Annotated in this window: 17 protein-coding genes; 5 read left to right on the top strand and 12 right to left on the bottom strand. The window is 36.1% G+C overall.

The window, feature by feature from the left end:
- Nucleotides 1-7: 7 nt before the first annotated feature.
- Together ACTJIP_RS07455 and ACTJIP_RS07450 are read right to left on the bottom strand one after the other, a co-directional pair.
- Nucleotides 8-298 (bottom strand): putative quinol monooxygenase, encoded by a 291-nt coding sequence (locus ACTJIP_RS07455; protein ID WP_047376912.1) that lies wholly within the window; start codon nt 296-298, stop codon nt 8-10.
- A gap of 88 nt (nt 299-386) precedes the next feature.
- Nucleotides 387-1,274 carry a sulfite exporter TauE/SafE family protein gene (locus ACTJIP_RS07450; RefSeq protein ID WP_077415184.1) on the bottom strand — a complete coding sequence of 296 codons (888 nt, stop codon included), beginning with the start codon at nt 1,272-1,274 and terminating at the stop codon, nt 387-389.
- Here ACTJIP_RS07450 and ACTJIP_RS07445 point away from each other — a divergent pair.
- Nucleotides 1,262-1,510, top strand: a complete 249-nt coding sequence (locus ACTJIP_RS07445; RefSeq protein WP_139348489.1) for a hypothetical protein — start codon at nt 1,262-1,264, stop codon at nt 1,508-1,510. The two genes, ACTJIP_RS07450 and ACTJIP_RS07445, sit on opposite strands and share 13 nt — an antisense overlap.
- Nucleotides 1,511-1,541: 31 nt before the next feature.
- On the opposite strand, the gene ACTJIP_RS07440 is transcribed toward ACTJIP_RS07445, so the two are convergent.
- On the bottom strand, nt 1,542-1,949 hold the full coding sequence (locus tag ACTJIP_RS07440) for an RrF2 family transcriptional regulator (RefSeq protein WP_077415878.1): 408 nt from the start codon (nt 1,947-1,949) through the stop codon (nt 1,542-1,544).
- 176 nt (nt 1,950-2,125) lie between these two features.
- Between ACTJIP_RS07440 and ACTJIP_RS07435 the strand changes: the two genes are divergently transcribed.
- From ACTJIP_RS07435 to ACTJIP_RS07425, 3 genes are all read left to right on the top strand, one after another.
- A complete protein-coding gene (locus ACTJIP_RS07435) occupies nt 2,126-2,554 on the top strand; it encodes a DUF4268 domain-containing protein (protein WP_077415186.1) in 429 nt (142 codons plus the stop codon).
- 120 nt (nt 2,555-2,674) lie between these two features.
- Nucleotides 2,675-3,304 (top strand): hypothetical protein, encoded by a 630-nt coding sequence (locus ACTJIP_RS07430; protein WP_440704312.1) that lies wholly within the window; start codon nt 2,675-2,677, stop codon nt 3,302-3,304.
- Between the two features lie 250 nt (nt 3,305-3,554).
- Nucleotides 3,555-4,787 carry a serine hydrolase domain-containing protein gene (locus ACTJIP_RS07425; RefSeq protein ID WP_440704311.1) on the top strand — a complete coding sequence of 411 codons (1,233 nt, stop codon included), beginning with the start codon at nt 3,555-3,557 and terminating at the stop codon, nt 4,785-4,787.
- A gap of 131 nt (nt 4,788-4,918) precedes the next feature.
- On the opposite strand, the gene gldG is transcribed toward ACTJIP_RS07425, so the two are convergent.
- The 5 genes from gldG to kbl form a co-directional block, all read right to left on the bottom strand.
- Nucleotides 4,919-6,589 carry a gliding motility-associated ABC transporter substrate-binding protein GldG gene (gene gldG, locus ACTJIP_RS07420; protein ID WP_428168608.1) on the bottom strand — a complete coding sequence of 557 codons (1,671 nt, stop codon included), beginning with the start codon at nt 6,587-6,589 and terminating at the stop codon, nt 4,919-4,921.
- 4 nt (nt 6,590-6,593) lie between these two features.
- Nucleotides 6,594-7,322, bottom strand: coding sequence for an ABC transporter permease (locus tag ACTJIP_RS07415; protein ID WP_047376920.1), 729 nt, complete (start codon nt 7,320-7,322; stop codon nt 6,594-6,596).
- Between the two features lie 59 nt (nt 7,323-7,381).
- Entirely contained in the window at nt 7,382-7,933 is a 552-nt protein-coding gene (locus ACTJIP_RS07410) for a CopD family protein (protein ID WP_077415194.1), read from the bottom strand.
- A gap of 93 nt (nt 7,934-8,026) precedes the next feature.
- Nucleotides 8,027-8,677 carry a hypothetical protein gene (locus ACTJIP_RS07405; RefSeq protein WP_077415196.1) on the bottom strand — a complete coding sequence of 217 codons (651 nt, stop codon included), beginning with the start codon at nt 8,675-8,677 and terminating at the stop codon, nt 8,027-8,029.
- A gap of 165 nt (nt 8,678-8,842) precedes the next feature.
- Nucleotides 8,843-10,039, bottom strand: a complete 1,197-nt coding sequence (gene kbl / locus ACTJIP_RS07400; protein WP_440704310.1) for a glycine C-acetyltransferase — start codon at nt 10,037-10,039, stop codon at nt 8,843-8,845.
- A gap of 158 nt (nt 10,040-10,197) precedes the next feature.
- Between kbl and ACTJIP_RS07395 the strand changes: the two genes are divergently transcribed.
- Entirely contained in the window at nt 10,198-11,076 is an 879-nt protein-coding gene (locus ACTJIP_RS07395; RefSeq protein ID WP_077415200.1) for a cupin-like domain-containing protein, read from the top strand.
- 66 nt (nt 11,077-11,142) lie between these two features.
- On the opposite strand, the gene ACTJIP_RS07390 is transcribed toward ACTJIP_RS07395, so the two are convergent.
- The 4 genes from ACTJIP_RS07390 to ACTJIP_RS07375 form a co-directional block, all read right to left on the bottom strand.
- The gene (locus ACTJIP_RS07390; RefSeq protein ID WP_077415202.1) at nt 11,143-13,071 is read right to left on the bottom strand and encodes a M1 family aminopeptidase; all 1,929 of its coding nucleotides are present in this window, start codon (nt 13,069-13,071) and stop codon (nt 11,143-11,145) included.
- Nucleotides 13,072-13,154: 83 nt separating this feature from the next.
- The gene (dacB, locus tag ACTJIP_RS07385; RefSeq protein ID WP_077415204.1) at nt 13,155-14,624 is read right to left on the bottom strand and encodes a D-alanyl-D-alanine carboxypeptidase/D-alanyl-D-alanine endopeptidase; all 1,470 of its coding nucleotides are present in this window, start codon (nt 14,622-14,624) and stop codon (nt 13,155-13,157) included.
- A gap of 161 nt (nt 14,625-14,785) precedes the next feature.
- Nucleotides 14,786-17,233, bottom strand: a complete 2,448-nt coding sequence (gene priA / locus ACTJIP_RS07380; protein ID WP_180565507.1) for a replication restart helicase PriA — start codon at nt 17,231-17,233, stop codon at nt 14,786-14,788.
- Nucleotides 17,234-17,672: 439 nt separating this feature from the next.
- Nucleotides 17,673-18,581, bottom strand: a complete 909-nt coding sequence (locus ACTJIP_RS07375) for an AEC family transporter (RefSeq protein WP_077415208.1) — start codon at nt 18,579-18,581, stop codon at nt 17,673-17,675.
- Between the last annotated feature and the right edge of the window lie 80 nt (nt 18,582-18,661).

Here is an 18,661-nt window from a genome sequence, read left to right as displayed (position 1 = left end):
CTCGATATTAATATATCTTAAATCCTTTATACACTTCTGCTGAGCTCTCCATGATCTTGGAAGCATCTTTACGGAAATCCAGAAGGTGATCCTGACCGTTGTGTCTGTTGTGGTGCTCTACACTTTCCCAAAGCTCAATCAGGAAGAAAGTTCCTTTATTATCTTTATCTTCAATAAGGTCATACTGCAGGCAGCCTTCTTCTTTTCTTGTTTCTTTCACAAGGTTCTGAAACAGCTCTACGGCATCCATCAGATAATTTTCATTAAACTTAAAAAGTGCAATGATATGTAAATTCATGTTCTAATATTTAGTGATGTAAAAGTAAAATATTTTCAAAACCGAATATCTTTTTAAGCTCTTTATTTTTCAATACAATGCATAATTTTTAATTAAAAACTGATTTATAAATAGTTATAGAACTCATCACAATCACCAATGTTCCGATAATCACAAACATTTTCTTCACAGGAAGCTTTGCAGTAAGCATCGCTGAAAAAGGAGCCGTAATAATTCCGCCAATCAAAAGGCCGAGAATGATATTCCAGTGCTGGATTCCCAGAGTAAAGAAAAAGGTAACAGCAGCCGTTATGGTAAGGATAAATTTGGCTACGGTAGAACTTCCTACTGCAAATCTTGGGGTAAAAGCATTTTTAATCAAAGTTCCGGTTACCAGAGGTCCCCACCCACCACCGGCAAAAGAATCTATAAACCCTCCTATCACTCCCAGTCTGGTAAGATTGGTTTTTCTTTTCAATGCTTTGCTCTGTTTTTCTTTAAAAGCATTCGATAAAATCTGAATTCCGAGATATAAAGTATAAAAAGCAATCAGTGTTTTGGTGATCTTCGCATAATATTCTCCAAGGTAAGTAAGGCTTACCGCACCAATAACTGCCCCGATAACTGCCGGCACTGCAAGCTTCTTCACTAAACTCTTACTGACATTCTTCAATCTGATATGGCTGAGACTTCCCGCTGCCGTTGTAAAACTTTCTGCCGAATGGATACTTGCACTCACAATATGAGGCGGAATATTCAGAAGCATAAGTGTGGTGGTACAGATCACTCCATAGCCCATTCCCATTGATCCTGCAACAATTTCTGCAAAAACGCCTACCAGAAGCATCCAGTAAAAAATGTAGTTATCTTTTGCCAGAATGGTCTGCAGCTCTTCCAGATATCCCAGCTCATACATTGAAAAAACAGCAATAGATACAATGACAGCCGTCACCAGAAGGACATTAAGCCTTACCTGAATTTTTCTTGAAATCACCATATCACAGAGTTGTTTTAGTACATATTACCTCATTACCTGCGGCTTCGATAACAAAAACATCTGATATCTGCCTGCATAAGATTTGTTTTCCGGATAAAGCAGATGCAACAGTTGAAGATACTGTCACGCTGGAAGAGGTAAACGTTTGTAATGGGTATGCTTCTTCTTTTGAAACCATAATTTATTCATTTGAAGTATTGCAAATATCTGATAAAAATATTTATTCTACAAAATAAGTAGACTAATAATTCAAAAAAAAGGATCAGGTCAGTCGACCAGATCCATTAAAGTTTTTTTCTCAAGAATATTCAGTGAAGCATCCCGAACTTCTATCAGTACATCATGAAGTCCGCAGTGATCTTCATTGCAGTCGTCACATTTTTGATAAAAATTCAGACTTACACAAGGAAGCATGGCAATAGGACCGTTTACAAGACGGATAATTTTGGCCAGTTTCACATTTTCAGGTTTTTCCTTCAGAAAATATCCTCCACCCTTTCCTTTTTTACTGTCAAGAATTTCCGCCTTTTTTAGTTCAAGCAGAATATTTTCCAAAAACTTTAAAGGAATTTTTTTGTGTTCCGCAATTTCGGAAATAAGAATCGGGCCTTCATTTCTTTTTTCTACAAGATATGAAAGCGCCTTAAACGCATATTGAGATTTTTTTGAAAGCATTACAGCAAAAATAAGAAAATTGTTTAACATTTGAAAAGAGCAGATAAAGGTGGACAGGTAAATTTGTAAATTTGAGGTATTCCATTACGTATTTTTGCGTATCCGGCTTATCCGTAATTTTACGGTTTCAGTACCACATTTTTGCCTTTCTCCTATTAAATCATTATGTTTGCTGTATGTTCAGTAAACAAGAAGCACAGCAGTTAAAAAAGGAATTTTGGACAGCTTTTGGAAGATCATTTCCCAGAAAATGGATTCTTTATGATACTAAAATCAAGGATATGGCATTTAAATTTTCTGCCGATAATAAAAAAGCAGAAGTTTCTCTGGATATAGAAATGAAAGACGAAATTTTCCGAAACGCCTATTACGAAAAGATCTGGTCATTGGAAGATATTTTAAAAGATTTCATTGGAGATTTTCAAAAAGAAGAATACTTCACCCTTGAAAACGGTAAGATTATCAGCAGGATATGGATAGAAAAACATGGTGTTTCCATTTTTAATAAAAATACATGGCAAGAAATTTTTGAGTTTTTTGTGGACAAAATGGACGGTTTCGAAAGGTTTTACTATGAATATGAGGATTTTATAAAGGATATATGAAATACTTACGAAATAAATACTGTTTCACACTTCAAGCTTAGATAAAAAAGAAAACTTATCTTTGTGATACCCACTTAAACTAATAGATGAAACTAAATAATATGATTAAAAATGAGAAAAGTGTACAAAAACATTTTTGGAGAAATTATCTCCAAAAGTAAAGCTGTGAAGCTAAACGAATATCATCTGTATTATTATGAGGAAGATTCTGATTTTCTAAAAGAAATCGAATTCATCAACGAGGACAGTGTTTACAATATCAATTATTTTCTAAGTGACGAAGAAGACGAAGCAAAGGTAGTAGATTATCTCAGGGAAAAATCTGACTTTTTTGATATTGAAAAAAAAGAGGCAGGCGACGGATTTATTATTTCTACCAATAAATTGTATTCCTTATCAGTGGACGAGCTGCCCTTAATTTCTAAAACTGTTTTCAAAGCGGACGACCCTGAAAACTTTATCTGTTCTCAGGTCATCGATAACGAAACTTATGAGCCACAACTCGAAAGAACCATAAAATGCTGGTATACACAGGACGAAAGCGGTGAAAAATATGCTGCTATAGAATGCAGCTATCAGGAAGACGGAAAGCTTGAACTGGCTGTAGACAAGACTCCTGATCCCGACAATGAAGAAAACTGGGTCCAGTATGATTATGATACCTTCCAGGATCTTCAGGCACAGATCTCTACTGATATCAGTTATTACAGAACTGCTGCTTTACTTCCAAAAGAAACCTATCAGCAATAATCTATAGTTTTTATCACCAATCTCAAACATTATTGAATATAGATGTGACCTCAACTTTTTTACCGCCCGGAAAAAACTGAAGTCCAGCTTACAAAACTGCAGGATTTAAAACAGATTTTCCTGCATTGAAGATTAATCTTTAGAAAAATAAATAGAGACTGTTTCAGGATTTGAGACAGTCTTTCTATTTTTTAACCTACTCAATCTGTAACAAAACTATTTCACCAGGTGTCTTATTATTAAAAAACATATGGGAAGGATTTTATTATCAATGGTAATTTCAGTGATGTTGATATCATGCCATTCGGTGAAGGAGGTTCGTCATGCTAATTATGATGTTAGAGATTCTCTGGATTCGGATGTCAATGCAATATACCAGCAAGGCTTATTCAACGGGTTTGCGGTTTCTGTTGTAAATGAAAAATCGACTTTATACCAAAAGGGATTTGGCTTTTCAGATGTGAAAGAAAAGAGATTGTATACTGAAAATACGATACAGAATATTGCATCTGTTTCCAAAACATTCGTTGGAATTGCCCTTCTTAAAGCTCAGGAACTCGGAAAATTGAATCTGGATGATCCTGTTCAAAAATATTTACCCTTTAAAGTGGTTAATCCTCATTTCCCACAAACTCCGATTACCATTCGACAGCTAGCAACCCATACCTCTTCTATTCTTGACAACGAATTTTATTTATCTAGAAATTACTTTTTGAAACCTGATCAGAACCTGAATGGAGTAAAGCTCAATTTTGATAATGAACAGGTATTCAACCCTGCAGATTCAATAATTTCAATGTCTGGTTTTTTAGAAAATGTACTGGCAGAAAACGGAAAATGGAATACAAACAGTTTCTCTGCCAACAAACCGGGATCAATCTATGAATATTCCAATGTAGGAACTGCTCTGGCAGCCTTTATTATTGAAAAAGCTACCGGACAAACCTTCAATAATTTCACAAAAGAATACATCCTGAAACCTTTACATATGAAAGGTTCAGGCTGGTCATTTGAAGAAGTAAAGTTTTCTAAATTCTCCAGGCTGTATGAAAATCCCCAGACTCCACTTCCCTATTATCTATCTGCAACATATCCTGATGGTGGGTTTATTACAAGCATCAACGACCTGAGTAAATATTTAACCGAACTTATCAAAGGCTACATTGGAAAGGGAACCATTCTGACTCAGAAAAGCTATAAAGAATATTTTACCCAGCAGCTTACGGCTTCCAACTTCACGGAACGAAATGATAAAAATCCCTACAGCGAATCTTATAATGTGGGAATATTTATGGGTTTTGGTTATACAGGATATATTGGCCATACCGGAGGTGATCCGGGAGTAATGTCTATGCTGTTTTTTGATCCGAAAAATAATCTGGGAAGGATTATGATTTTTAATACAAATTTCTCGGATAAGAAAGGGAATGATGCTTTTTATGGAATCTGGAATGTACTGGAGAAGTACCAATTGAAACTATAAGCCAGCCGAGTTACAATCGATTATTAATAACAATTCTGCGAACAATTCATTAAACTGAATTGATTCTAAACAGGATTGAATCATATTACAATAAAAAGTCCGGAAGATTTTTTCTCCCGGACTTTTATATTTTATCCAAATTTCTTTTTCCTCAACCAGAAGAACAATCCTCCGATAAGGCCGATAATCGCCAGTGGAAGCAGTAAATTCAGCCACTGCCATGTGGATTTCTCTTCAGTAATTCGTTGTCTGTCAAGAAGTCTTTCTTCGATATTTCTGTTTCTAAGCTCCATCAGGTTACTGTCATCCAACAGATAATCCAAGGCGTTTCTAAGGAACTGTTCGTTTCCAAATTGCTCGTTCGTAAGCAAATCTACCCCTAGTGGAAGCGGTTTTCCTTTGATCACCTTATTTCTTCCTACATCACCGTCTGCAATAACGATCATTTTGTTTTCCGGGCTGGATGCTTTGAATCCAGGATAGGATTTTCTTTCAATTCTTGATGCATAAGCAGAATTAAATTTCCCTTCCAATGCTACCGCAAAGATTTTCGGTGTACTTGGTTTTTCCATTTGTCCAAGGCTGTCTACGCTTGCAACCTCTTTCAGATCCACATAGTTCGGAACCTGTTTCAATAATGTCCTTTCACTGGATTCGAAAAGAACTTTTGTTTTGATATTCTTTCTTCCTCCTAAAGTATCAATAGAAGTTGGAAATTCAAATTTTACAGGGTTAATATTTTTTGTAACCGGATTATTGTTTTCGGCTATTCCAAGCGGAAAATATGGCCAGGGTAAGCTTGTATATTGAGGATTTCCACTCACTTCTCCTGTCACTAATCTTAACAGGGCAAACTTCTTAACGTCTTTTACCAAAGCAGGATTAATTCTCAGCCCATAATTGAAAAAGAAGTCTGTCATGTTGATATCTACAGGGAAAGGCATTACTTTTTTGGATCTTGTTAAGGTATCCATTTCAGCATTTACGGCATCAATCATCCAAAGGGTTTTCCCTCCGTTCATAATGTACTGATCAAGAATTACTTTTTCATTATCTGTAAATGCTTTTCTCGGTTTTGCAATCACCAAAGCACTCATCTGCTTCAATAACGGGATATCTTCCAATGAAAGTTCAGTTTGATTTTTAGGAATAATAGGCCCTGCATCATAGTTTTCCATTGCCAGCTGTACAAATCCCTGGAATTCGTCCGGACTCAATTCATCCTGATTAACCAAAATCCCAATTTTCTTTCTTTTTGCTGCTGCAATATTTCTAATGTTGGAAACAAGGTTATATTCCAATCCTTCAATAGATCTTGTCAACTGCTGATCGGCATCAATTCCTGCCTGTTGTACCACTAATGGTATAGAAACGCCATCATTTCCATGCTTGATCACAGCATATGGGAAAAGCGTGATCTGTGAGATCTTCCCGTCTTTTACATCCGGAAGAATAGACGGCTGCATCCCCATCGCCATCAAAGTGTCCTGAGACATTTTTGTTTTAATCGGATCGATGAATTTAAAATCAATCTTCGGATTAATTTTTCTGAATTCTTCCAGCATGAATTTCGTTTCACTTTGCAGCTGTTTGAAACTTGCCGGAAAATCACCTTCCAGATACACTTCAACAGTCAGAGGTTTTTTTACGGACTCCAGTACTTTGATTGTGCTATCAGAAAGGGTATATCTTTTTTCTTTTGTTAAGTCTAATCTTATGCCCGAATAGGTCAGGATAATTACCAATGGAACAATTGCAAATAAGAAAATTCCCAGTGGAGATTTAGCATTGATCTTCTTCATAACTCTACTTCTTTTTGTTTATAAAATGATTGGACAATACTAATGAAGCACCAATAACAAGAACAAAATACGCTATATCTTTAAAATCAATAAGCCCTCTTGTAAAACCTAAGAAATGCTGATAAAAACCAATATTCTGAAGGATAAAGTCTGCTCCTCCCAAAAGTTTATAACTTGCTAATTGCTCGATTCCGAAATACATAATAAAGCACATGAAAACACCCAACAGGTAAGCCATAATCTGATTCTGTGATAATGAAGAAGCCAAAATTCCCACTGCAGCAAATGCCGCAATTAAAATAATCAATCCAAGGTAACTCCCAAAGGTCATTCCAAGGTCTATATTTCCTGCAGGAACTCCCAGCACATATACTGTATAAAGGTAAATCAATGAAGGAATAAGGCATAGAATCCCAACAATCCATACGGAAAGGAATTTTCCGGTTACGAGTTCAGAAACTTTTAACGGCTGTGAAAAAAGCCAGTTTAATGTTCCTGTTTGCTGTTCTTCCGCAAAAGTTTTCATAGAAAGGGCCGGAATGATAAACATCAGCAGCCATGGAACCAATACGAAATAGCTCTGAAGCGAGGCCATTCCGATCTCAAAAATATTAGAATCGTTGTCGAAAAAGAACAGGAAAAGAGTTGCTATCAAACTGAAAGCGGCAATGATCACCCATGCACTCCAGTTTCCAAAGTAACTCCAAAGTTCTTTCTTTAAAATTGCAATCATAGTTTTTTTGTAAGATGTAAAAAGGATGAATGTACTCAGACATGCGCCCTACTCCACAATTATTTGTTTTTTTTATTTTTATTAACCAGTTTCACTGTCATCATGATCAGAAATACAAGAACGAAAAATCCTGCAATTAATTGCCACCAGTATTCGATCACCATTGATTTTAAAATCACCGTAAATACGACTAGAAACAGAATGAAGGTAGCAATTTCATTGGCCTGTCTAAGTTTTATATTGGCAATTGGCAGTGTATTTCCATGTAATTCCTTTAAATGAAGGACTTTTTTCCAGCACCAGTAATGGTAAATGGCAAGCCCGATCAGGAAGGTCAGTTTTAAATGAAACCATCCCATTTTCATCAAACCGGTATTTAAAAAAATCATGACCAATCCACATACTGTCATGATTACCCCCGCAGGTACGGTAATAATATTCCACAGTCTTCTGGCCATAAAGGTGTACTGCTCTCTCAGAATTTTCTTTTTCTCTTCAGGAAATTCATCAGTATCCTTATAGTAAACGAAAATCCTAACGAGATAAAAAATTCCCGCAAAGTAGCTTACCATGAAGATAATATGTAAAGCTTTGATGATGGTATACAGCATCCTAAAAATTTGTTTGCAAAGATAGTTTATTTCGGAAAAAAAGAGAATTTAATCTAAAATCTTTAGCTTAAAATAATAAAGATTAAATATTTTTTAGAATTTAAAAATGAATTTCATATCAACATTAAAATTGAGACTCAAATTGGAACCCTGCCGATTTGAATGATAATCAAAGGGAAGACCATCTACAGGAGCATAGTCTTCTTCCTTTCCTGTCATATTAGTATAAGAAATATTTTTTTGTCTGATACCAAAGCCAATTTTAGGCATAAAGCCAAACCATGAAGACTCTTTATGAATCAAAATGCTGTAGTTAATATTTAAGCCATATTTAGTTCTTTTATAGTCTGCTGAGCTAAAAGAATAATAAACATCATTTTCGTCATAATATTTTCCTGAAATATTTTTTCCTATCTGATTTAAATAGAAAGCTTCTGCTGATACAAAATGTTTTAATCTTGATTGAGGCGCCAGGCTGTAAAAAATTTCCGGTTTTATCTCAAAAACCCTATTTTTCCCCTCAAAATTGCCAATATTTACGGGTGTTATTTTGTCGGTTCCATATGCCAATTCGCTTCCCACCCACCATCTTTCATTTATTTTCCGCATATAACCTATATTATAGCGTTGGTCACGAAAAGGAGCAAAAGCACTTACAGTAAGTATTGATTTGTAATCATCAGATTGAGCATAAATTGTTTTGAAAAAGCTAAAAAAAACAAAAAGAAATAAATATTTTTTCACAAAATGGTTATTAGAATTAGTGTTCCAAATATATTATATTAACGTCTATTCAGCAATAGCATTTTATGATGATTAATGTAGTACTGAAGATTTTTCATAAAAAAACAGGATTTCTCTAAATATAAGAAATCCTGTTTTCATTCTACAAACGTAGAACTTTTTATATTAAGAAATCACGCCTAATTCTTTCCCAACTTTTTCAAAAGCAGCAATCGCTTTATCTAAATGTTCTTTAGTATGAGCAGCAGATAACTGTACTCTGATTCTCGCTTTTCCTTTCGGTACTACCGGATAGAAGAATCCGATTACGTAAATACCTTCATCCATAAGCTTTTCAGCCATTTTCTGAGAAAGAGGTGCATCGTAAAGCATTACCGGAACAATCGCAGCATCTCCGTCCGGAATATCAAAACCTTTCGATTTCATTTCCGTTCTGAAATATTCTGCATTTTCCATTACCTGATCACGAAGGGAAGTGTTATCAGAAATCATATCCAATACTTTCAGAGCAGCTCCTACGATTCCAGGCGCTAAAGAGTTGGAGAATAAATAAGGTCTTGAACGCTGTCTCAGCATATCAATGATCTCTTTTTTACCGGAAGTAAAACCTCCTAAAGCACCTCCTAAAGCTTTTCCTAAAGTAGAAGTGATGATATCTACTCTACCCATTACTTCATTAGCTTCGTGAGTTCCACGGCCTGTTTTTCCGATGAAACCTGTTGCGTGAGAGTCATCTACCATTACCAAAGCATCATATTTATCAGCAAGGTCGCACACTCCTTTTAGGTCTGCAACAATACCGTCCATTGAGAATACTCCGTCTGTTACGATAATTTTGAAACGGTGGTTCTTTTCAGAAGCAGCAATTAACTGAGCTTCAAGATCCGCCATATTATTGTTTTTATATCTGTATCTCGCTGCTTTACAAAGACGAACACCATCAATGATAGAGGCATGATTCAATTCATCTGAAATAATAGCATCTTCTTCCGTAAACAATGGTTCAAAAACACCACCGTTTGCATCAAATGCTGCTGCATAAAGGATGGTATCTTCAAGACCTAAAAAGTCAGCGATTTTTTTCTCCAAATCCTTGTGAATATCCTGTGTTCCGCAGATAAAACGCACTGATGACATCCCATATCCATGAGATTGAATCATTTCCTGAGACGCTTTCATTACTTCCGGGTTGTTGGATAATCCCAGATAATTATTCGCGCAGAAGTTCAAAAGCTTTTTTCCGTTAGCTTCTATTTCTGCACTTTGCTGAGAGGTGATTATTCTTTCTCTTTTGTAAAGTCCGTCATTCTCAATATTCTGAAGTTCGTTCTGTAAATGTTGAAGGTATTTTTCAGAGATCATTTTTGGTAATTTTTTAGATGTGCTAATTTACTAAAAAGGCAGTAAAATAAAACCTTTTATATGTTTAATTCTAAAAAATCAATTCAGGTTTAAGTTTTAACATTATTAGTCTATAAATTTAGTAGGATAATATTTATATTTGTTTAAAATTTGAGAGCATGAGATTAAAGCCGGTACAAAAAATAAAGACAATCAATTCAGAAACCTTTATTAATAACCATATGAAGCCGAGAATTCCAATTATTATTGAAGATTTTATACATCCGGAAAGCCCTGCCTTCAAAAAGTGGAATTATGACTATTTCAAAGAAATTGCAGGAGATCATAAGGTAAACATTTACGGTAGTGAACTTGATTCCCTTGATAGAGTGGCAAGTGATCCTATAGCCCAAAGCACATTTTCAGAATATCTGAATCTTATACAGTCTGCTCCTACTGAACACCGCCTTTTTTTATTTAATTTATTGAAAATAAAACCCGAACTTAAAAATGATCTTATCTACAATGATGTTACGAGTGGTAAAATACTGAAATGGCTGCCTTTTATGTTTTTTGGAGGTGAAGGTTCTGTAACCAGAAACCACATTGATATTGATATGTCACATGTCTTCATTACCCAGTTTCAGGGAACCAAAAGAATCTGGCTCTTCCCGTGGGAACAGTCCGATTTAATGTATAAACTCCCCTACAATTTTCACAGCCTGGCTCAGATTAAAAATCCAGATTACAGAAAATATCCGGCTCTACGTTATTTAAGTGGTTATGAAGCAGTCATTCATCCCGGAGAGACACTTTATATTCCTTCCGGATGGTGGCACTATATCCAGTATGATACGGAGGGATATTCTATCTCAGTAAGAGCGCTTCCATCAAGCCCTCTCGAAAAATGGAGAGGATTTAAAAATTTAGTCATCACCAGACATTTTGATAATTTCATGCGTAAATTATTCAAAGAAAAATGGTTTGAGTACAAAATAAAGACAGCCCGAAAAAGAGGAGCTAAAGCGGCCAGAAAACAAAGAAGCTTTCAAATCTGAAAGCTTCCTGTTATTTTATCGTTAATGACAAGTAAAATACTTATTGATATTTTACAGTTTTTAATTTTAATGTTTAATGAATTTGATGCTCTTTTCATCAATCGTAATGAAGTAAGTTCCTGGAATCAGTTCTGAAATTCCAATCGCTTTACCTGGCTGATACGTTCCTTTTCCTACCAGTTTTCCATCTACAGCATGAATCGTAAAATCTGAAGCTCTGTTTATTCCTTTCAGATTAATTTCATTTTTTGCAGGATTTGGATATAGACCAAAACCTTCCTTCTCAACAGAAGAAACACTTAAAGTATTATCCTGGGTAACAGTAGAGTTTTTCTCCAGAATCTGGTACTCATAATTGAACTGAACACTAGCAATAGGGAATGTTACAGATTCCAAAAAACTTTGGTTATTTGTAGTATTGTTAAGAACCAGATACGCAGTCTGCCCTGAAGTTCCGGTTACTTTTATAGGTAAAGGCATTTCAAAAAAGCTTACGGCAGAGCTGCTTTGTGTCTGAGAAACTTTAAATAAAGCCTGATTACCGCCCTGCATCCATTTTATAGTATACGTAGGATATCCTTCCCCATACACCCAGTCATTGAAAAATCCTGTAAAATCTGTCCCGGTAGACTGAAGCAAAGAAGCATTAAAATCTGCAGTACGCGCATAGCTGTAAGCCAGATTCGGTCTCGCGTGATAATCTTTAAGCGCCTGATAAAAAACAGCATCACCTAAAATCCACTTCAACATTCTCAATACATATCCTCCTTTGGAATAAGACAGTCTGCTGTCAAATATTCTGTTGATACTTGAAAGTCCGGTATCCGGTACATACACCGTTCCTGTTGTACTTGCTGTAATATAACTGGATTGACCTTGCAGATAATTCAGAAACTCTGTATTGGTCATCAGTAGTTTTTCATTGGCAAGATGTTCTCCAAAAGTAGCAAAACCTTCATTCAGCCAGATATCATTCCATGCACCACAAGTTACCTTATCTCCAAACCATTGGTGAGTAAGCTCATGGGCAATAAGCTGCTTGCTCCAACCTCCCATAGAAGACATTGTCTGATGCTCCATTCCTCCTCCATACATAAATTCCATATGTCCGTATTTTTCATTTCGGAAAGGATAAGAACCAAAATAGGTTTCAAAAGTATTCATCACCTGTTTCGTCCATTCAATATTATTCAGACTGGTTTGATTTGAATTGGTGGAAGGATAAATATAGTTGACAAAAGGAAACGGAGGGTTTCCGATGGTATCAGTAAGCTTGACAAAATTAGTAATGGAAAGTGCAATCAGATAAGCGGGTGTAGGATACATTGTTCTCCAGAAAGTAAGCTTCGTAGATCCTGTAGGAAAAGTTTCGGACATTAGTTTTCCATTGGCAGCAACGCTGTAATTGGATGGCGTTGTAATTTTGAAATCAAATCTTTCAATTTTATCATTCAAACTTTGTTTTGTTGGAAACCAGTCTTGTGCACCATAAGGTTCGTTTAACGTAGAAAGTACCGGAACTCCGCCCTGAGTAGCTGTTGTGAAGGCTCCATTGGCACTAGGCGGCGTACCTGAATAGTGAATCGTCAGAGAATCCAGTGTATTGGCAGTGAGCGGAGCTTGAAAATCAATTTTCACTTCGTTGGAAGGAAGTTGTTGAAAAGTAAGGTTGTTCCCATGATATTTAACCTGAGAAACCGTTAAAGAAGTTGTCAGATCAAAATAAATACTGCCTATATTCTGAGTAGGCTTAAAATGAGAAGTTACCGATCCGGAAATAGTATTGGAAGCCGGATTAAGAGTAACATCCATTCTTTGATACTGTAAATCGTAATTCAGAGTATTGGGATTTGTATTCCCGATATTCATTTTTTGCGTAAAGGATTTTTTCTCTTTTTCGATCAATCCTTTCATATCGATGTTTTGCTCATGCTTCTGGCTATAGAATTGCTGGGAAATTAAAAATCCCAACACCAAAAGGTACAATTTTGTCATGTTTAGAAAAATTTAATCAAATATAAAAAAAACCTTTTAATCAATGATTAAAAGGCTGTTATAATATATAAAATAAAAAATATTTAAAGATCCAGTGCAGGTTCAAGAATTTTCTCCATTCTCTTTTTCACCATATCTACCGATCCGGAATAGTTATTCACCATTAAAGAGAACACCAATGTTTTCCCGGAATTCGTCTTCAGATAACCTGCTAATGTTTTTACTTTATTCAACGTTCCTGTTTTCGCAAAAACCTGTCCGTTACCTTCTCCAATGAACATTCTTTTTAAAGTACCGGATTGTCCTCCGATCGGTAAAGAAGTAAGATAGGATCTGTAATATTTCTGATCCATCAAAGAAGTAAGAAACTTCGCTTGGGAAATAGGAGTTACATTATTGCTTCTTGAAAGTCCGCTTCCATCCATATAATTAAGACCAACCATATCAAAACCGGCATCTTTCAGGTGATTAGTCACCACAATTCTTCCTGATTCTGAGGTCTGGTCACCCATTTTCTGATAACCAACAGTTCTTAGCAACGCTTCAGCCAATGAATTATCACTGTGTTGATTGGTATAATAAATAATATCACCTAAAGTCGGGGATTTATAAGCTGAAAGCATTTTTCTTCCTTCCGGAGCTGTATCTGTCATTTTTGGACTTACTTTTCCGGTAACAGGAATTCCGCTTTTTACCAATGTTGTTCTGAAAGAGTTCGCAAGATATGCAGGAGCATCAGGAAGTTTGGTTGTTAAAACTCCATTTCCTTCATATTTATCAGCATACACCATCTGATGAGCGTAAGGGGAAACATAGAAAAATTTCTTTTCCGTTGAGAAACCTCCTTTTTTAACGATCAGTTTTTCGTTAGCTGGGTTGATATCACGGGTACTTCCTGCAGGCAGATAATAATTATTGTTTTCCAACCATACAACATTTTCCGGAAGCATTGAAATATTGCCTTTGAAAAGCGCTGTCTGAATGATAATATCACCATTTACCTTTTTGATTCCCTCTCTTGAAACTCCGCCTACGAAATCTGAAATAATATCTCTGTAAGATGATGCACCCGCTTTGTTTGTTCCCAAAGAAGGGTCACCGCTTCCTATCACATAAAGATTTCCATTTAAAACTCCATTTTCATCTATAGTTCCTGAATACTCAAGCTGAGTCATCCAACGGTAGTTTTCACCCAGCAGGTTTAATGCTGTTTCCGTCGTAAGCAGCTTTGTAGTAGAAGCAGGTACTAAAGGAGTATTTTCATTGTACGAAGAAATTACCTTCTTCGTTTTCGGATCGTACACTACGAATCCCCAGCTTGCATTTTTCAGCACAGGATCCGCCATCATTGTGTTCACATTAATATCTACAAGTTCTTTTGCTGACAACACAGTTTTCTCCACCATCGTACTAACGGGTGAAGGCAGGTTTAGACTGCTTTTCTGACTGTCATAATTCTGAGAATAAAGAACGGTAGAAACGGTAGATTGAGCCAGGAAAAGACCAGAAGCCAACACCGCCGCACTTGAAATATATTTTCTGAAATTTACCATCTATCTTCTTTTTGTTCTATAGTTTTGACTCTATAAAAAATGAAAGGTTAAATCATTCAATAAAAGAGCCAAACACTTAATCAACGTCCAAAAGTAGAAATTATTGTTATATAACGGACCACTGACCCATTATAAAAGAGTGTAAAGTTTGTTAAAAATTGTTAAAAATCCACAAAAACATCTTTTTTAATGCTTTGATATGCAGTGATTTCATCAAATTCTTTTAAACTTATCAAAACCAGGCTTTTGAATTTCTCATAGTTTTTCCCACGGGGAAGCTTAAGCATAATCTGGAACTGGTACAGATTATTAAGCCTTGCAATCTGAGCTCTTTCAGGGCCTAAAACACAATCTTCAGGAAGATATTTTCTGAGAATAGAACCCAGAAACTGAGAAGCTCGGTCCACTTTATCCTCCTTTCTGTGTTTCATTTCAATCATAATCAGCTTGGTAAATGGCGGATAATGGAATTTCTGGCGCTCAGTAAGGATATATTTATAGATCTTGGCAGGATTGTTCATCTTGATCAGCTGGAATACAGAATGATCAGGATTGAAAGTCTGAATGAGGATTCTTCCCTTTCCGGAAACTCTTCCGGCTCTTCCTGAAACCTGTGTGATCAATTGATAAGCTCTTTCTTCTGCTCTGAAATCCTGTACATATAATAAGGAATCCGCTTTTGGAATTGTAACGAGTTCTATATGATCAAAATCAAGTCCTTTGGAAATCATTTGAGTTCCTACGATGATATCTGTTTCTCCGTCTTCAATCTTTTCATACAGCTTTTCGTATGCAAATTTCTTACGCATAGAATCTACATCCATTCTGTCCACTTCGTTTTCAGGGAACAGTTTGGAAACCTCTTCATGAATCTGCTCTACCCCTACTCCTCTTTCGTTCAGCTTTTCGGAATTGCATTTCGGGCAGGTTCTTGGCTTGGAAGCTCTTTGTCCGCAGTAATGGCATTTCATTTCATTCGCTGCCTTGTGATAGGTCATTACCACATCACAATTGGAACAGTAGTTGACATACCCACAGCTCTCACATTCTATTACATTGGAATAGCCACGACGGTTGTGCAGAACAATCGCCTGCTTTTTTTCATCCACCGTTTTCTTAATCTCTTCAACGAGTTTCAGAGAGAAATTTCCGGAAACTTTTTTAGATTCCAGGGCTTCTTTGAAATTGATCAGTTCATATTCCGGCAGATTTACATTCCCGAATCTTTCATTCAGGAAAATATATTTCATTTTATCTTTTCTGGCTCTGTAGTAGCTTTCAACAGAAGGTGTTGCAGATCCCAGGATCACTCCCGCATTATAAAATCCACCCAATACCAACGATGCATCTTTAGCGTTAAAATAAGGGGTCACTTCTCTTGGTCTGTAGGCAGAATCATGCTCTTCATCTACCACAATAAGTCCCAGGTTCTGATAAGGTAAAAACAAAGCATTCCGGGTTCCGATCAGAATGCGGATATCATTCTGCCTGATTCTTCTCCAGACTTCGACCCTTTCAAAATCGGTCAGTTTCTGGTGATAAAATCCTAGTTGCCGGCCGTATTTTTTTTCTAATCTCTGGGTAATTTGTTTGGTCAGGGAAATTTCAGGAAGTAAAAACAAAACATTCTTTCCTTCTTTGATACATTCTTCAATTTTTTCTAAATAAATATGTGTTTTCCCGGATGAAGTTACCCCATGAAGCAGGACATTTTTCCCTTCTTCAAATGCTTCATCAATCTCAGATTTAGCAATTTTCTGCTGTTCTGAAAGCTCTTCCAGTTCTTCAATCTCTCCTTCATAGCTTTCAATTCTGTCTTTCTGCATGTAGTATTCCTCCACCAGACCTTTATCTGCTAAAGGCTTAAAGTGTGAACTTCCGAAATAACCATCCTCAAACAGCTCAGATTTTTTGATAGGAGCATCAGGATTTTCTGTCTGTTTTTCTAAAATAAGAAGGAACAGATCTTTCTGCTTTTGGGCTCTGTTTAGTTTTAAAAGTATATCCGTAAGGTTCTGATTGGCCAAAACCTCATCCTTAATTCTTACGTAAGCTACTTCTTTGGCTTTATATTTTTCAGCAATTTTCTCGTCAATCTCAATATACTGAAGATCAATCAATGAATTGACAGTCTTGATGATATCTTTTTTAGGAATAAAAGCCTCAATATCCGTCAGATTGATCAGCTGCCGAACTTCCAGTGCCTGAATCAGGTACATTTCGTTGACATCAAGATTTTCAAAATCTACAACGACTCCAGGTTTTAATTTTAAATAGGTTTCACTCTCCAGTTTTAATGAAGAAGGGAATGAAAACCTGTAGATTTCTCCCAGACTGCACATGTAATATTCCGATAGCCAATTCCAGAAATCAATTTGCTCTTGAGGCATAATCGGTTTATCATCCAGCATGCTGATGACTTCCTTTGCTACAAAGTTTTCCGGTGCGTTATTATGAAGCTCAAATACAAGTCCTGTATAGATTTTCTTTCCTCCAAACGGTACCAGAACACGCATTCCGGACTGAATTTCGGACATCATTTCTTCGGGAACTTTATACGTGAAAGATCCTTTGAGGTTCAGTGGTAAAACAATTTGAGCGTATTGCAAGGGAAATATTTAAAGTGTAAAATTAGATTTTTCTTCAGAGAACTGCAACTTTGCAGAAATTCTTTGATGCTCTTTAACAAACCTTAGAATCCTACTTAAGAATTATGAGGTATATTCCCACCTTTCATTTTGCCATAGAAATCGGAATGACAATTGGTTTGATATACTTCAGGAATACAACCTGTTCAATCAGCGAAATTTGCAAAAAAAATCAATAATAATTCAATAGGAACGGACTTTAGTCCGTTTGATAAAAATTAAAATTTCAATTGGCTTTAGCCAAAACCTAGATTACAACGCAATATTCGCAAAGGTATTATTAATTGGTTTAATTCGTTCGCAAAGGCGTTTCACTTAGCTAAGATATTCCTACGGAATGACAAATAACATGTATAAAACCGATATCAATTGACAGTATTGAGAAAGAGCCATCTTATCGTTAAAAAAAGTATTCGGTCATCTCATACCAAAATACAGAAGTAAAAAATCCTACAATGATACTGACTCCAATGATCAGGTTGGTCAGTTTTGTATTGAGTCTGAACTGTTCTGCAATGATACTCGAGGTAACCAATGTTGGCATTGCCGCTTCAAATACAGTAATTTTAGCTAAATCTCCTTTTATTCCCAATAATAAAGCCATCCCAAGAACAATTGCCGGTGCCAGAATAAGCTTATAAAGCATTGACATCGACATCTGCGGAATGAGTTTTCTCCATCCGTTAAATTTCAGCTGTAGTCCAACCGAAAACAGGGCTAATGGACTTACCGTAGCTGCAAGCTTATCAAAAAACGGTTCTGCAACGGTAAAATCAATGAACTGCGATAATACTAAAGCGGAGATACAGCCAATTAATGGTGGAAACGTAATAAGCCTTTTTAAAATAAATACTGCACTTACTTTTCCTGATCTGCTTCCTCCTTTCACTGCAGCAATAATTCCGAGGGTTGAAAGGGCAAAGAACATTGTTTGATCACAAATAATGGCAATACTCAGGAGACCTTCTCCATAAAAAGCACTGATTAAGGGAAATCCTATGAATGATGTATTGCTGTAACCGCTTGCCAGTTCCAAAGTACTTCTTGAACGCCTTGAATATCCCCTGCTCTTGCTGTAAAACATCATAAAGAAAAAGCAGAACACAGAAATTAAAAATGTGGCTGCAATCGGAAACAACATTTCTGTTGTCCATTTTACTTTAGGCAGATATTTAAACGAAACTGCCGGAAGAGCAAGATAAAGAATCCAGGTATTGATACCCTTGTGGGCATCGGGGTGGATAGATTTTGTTGCTTTGAATATCATTCCTGCAATGATACACACTGCAATCAGAACAAAATTTACCATAATTATAAAGAAATATGATGCAAATTTACGGCTGATTTTTGAGTTGGAAGGGTAAAATTTATATTTTTTTAGGTATAAAC

This window comes from Chryseobacterium sp. 22543, assembly GCF_052044565.1.
GTDB lineage: Bacteria > Bacteroidota > Bacteroidia > Flavobacteriales > Weeksellaceae > Chryseobacterium.
The sequence above is the reverse complement of the archived record's forward strand: the minus strand, read 5'-3'. Positions and strand labels throughout refer to the sequence as shown.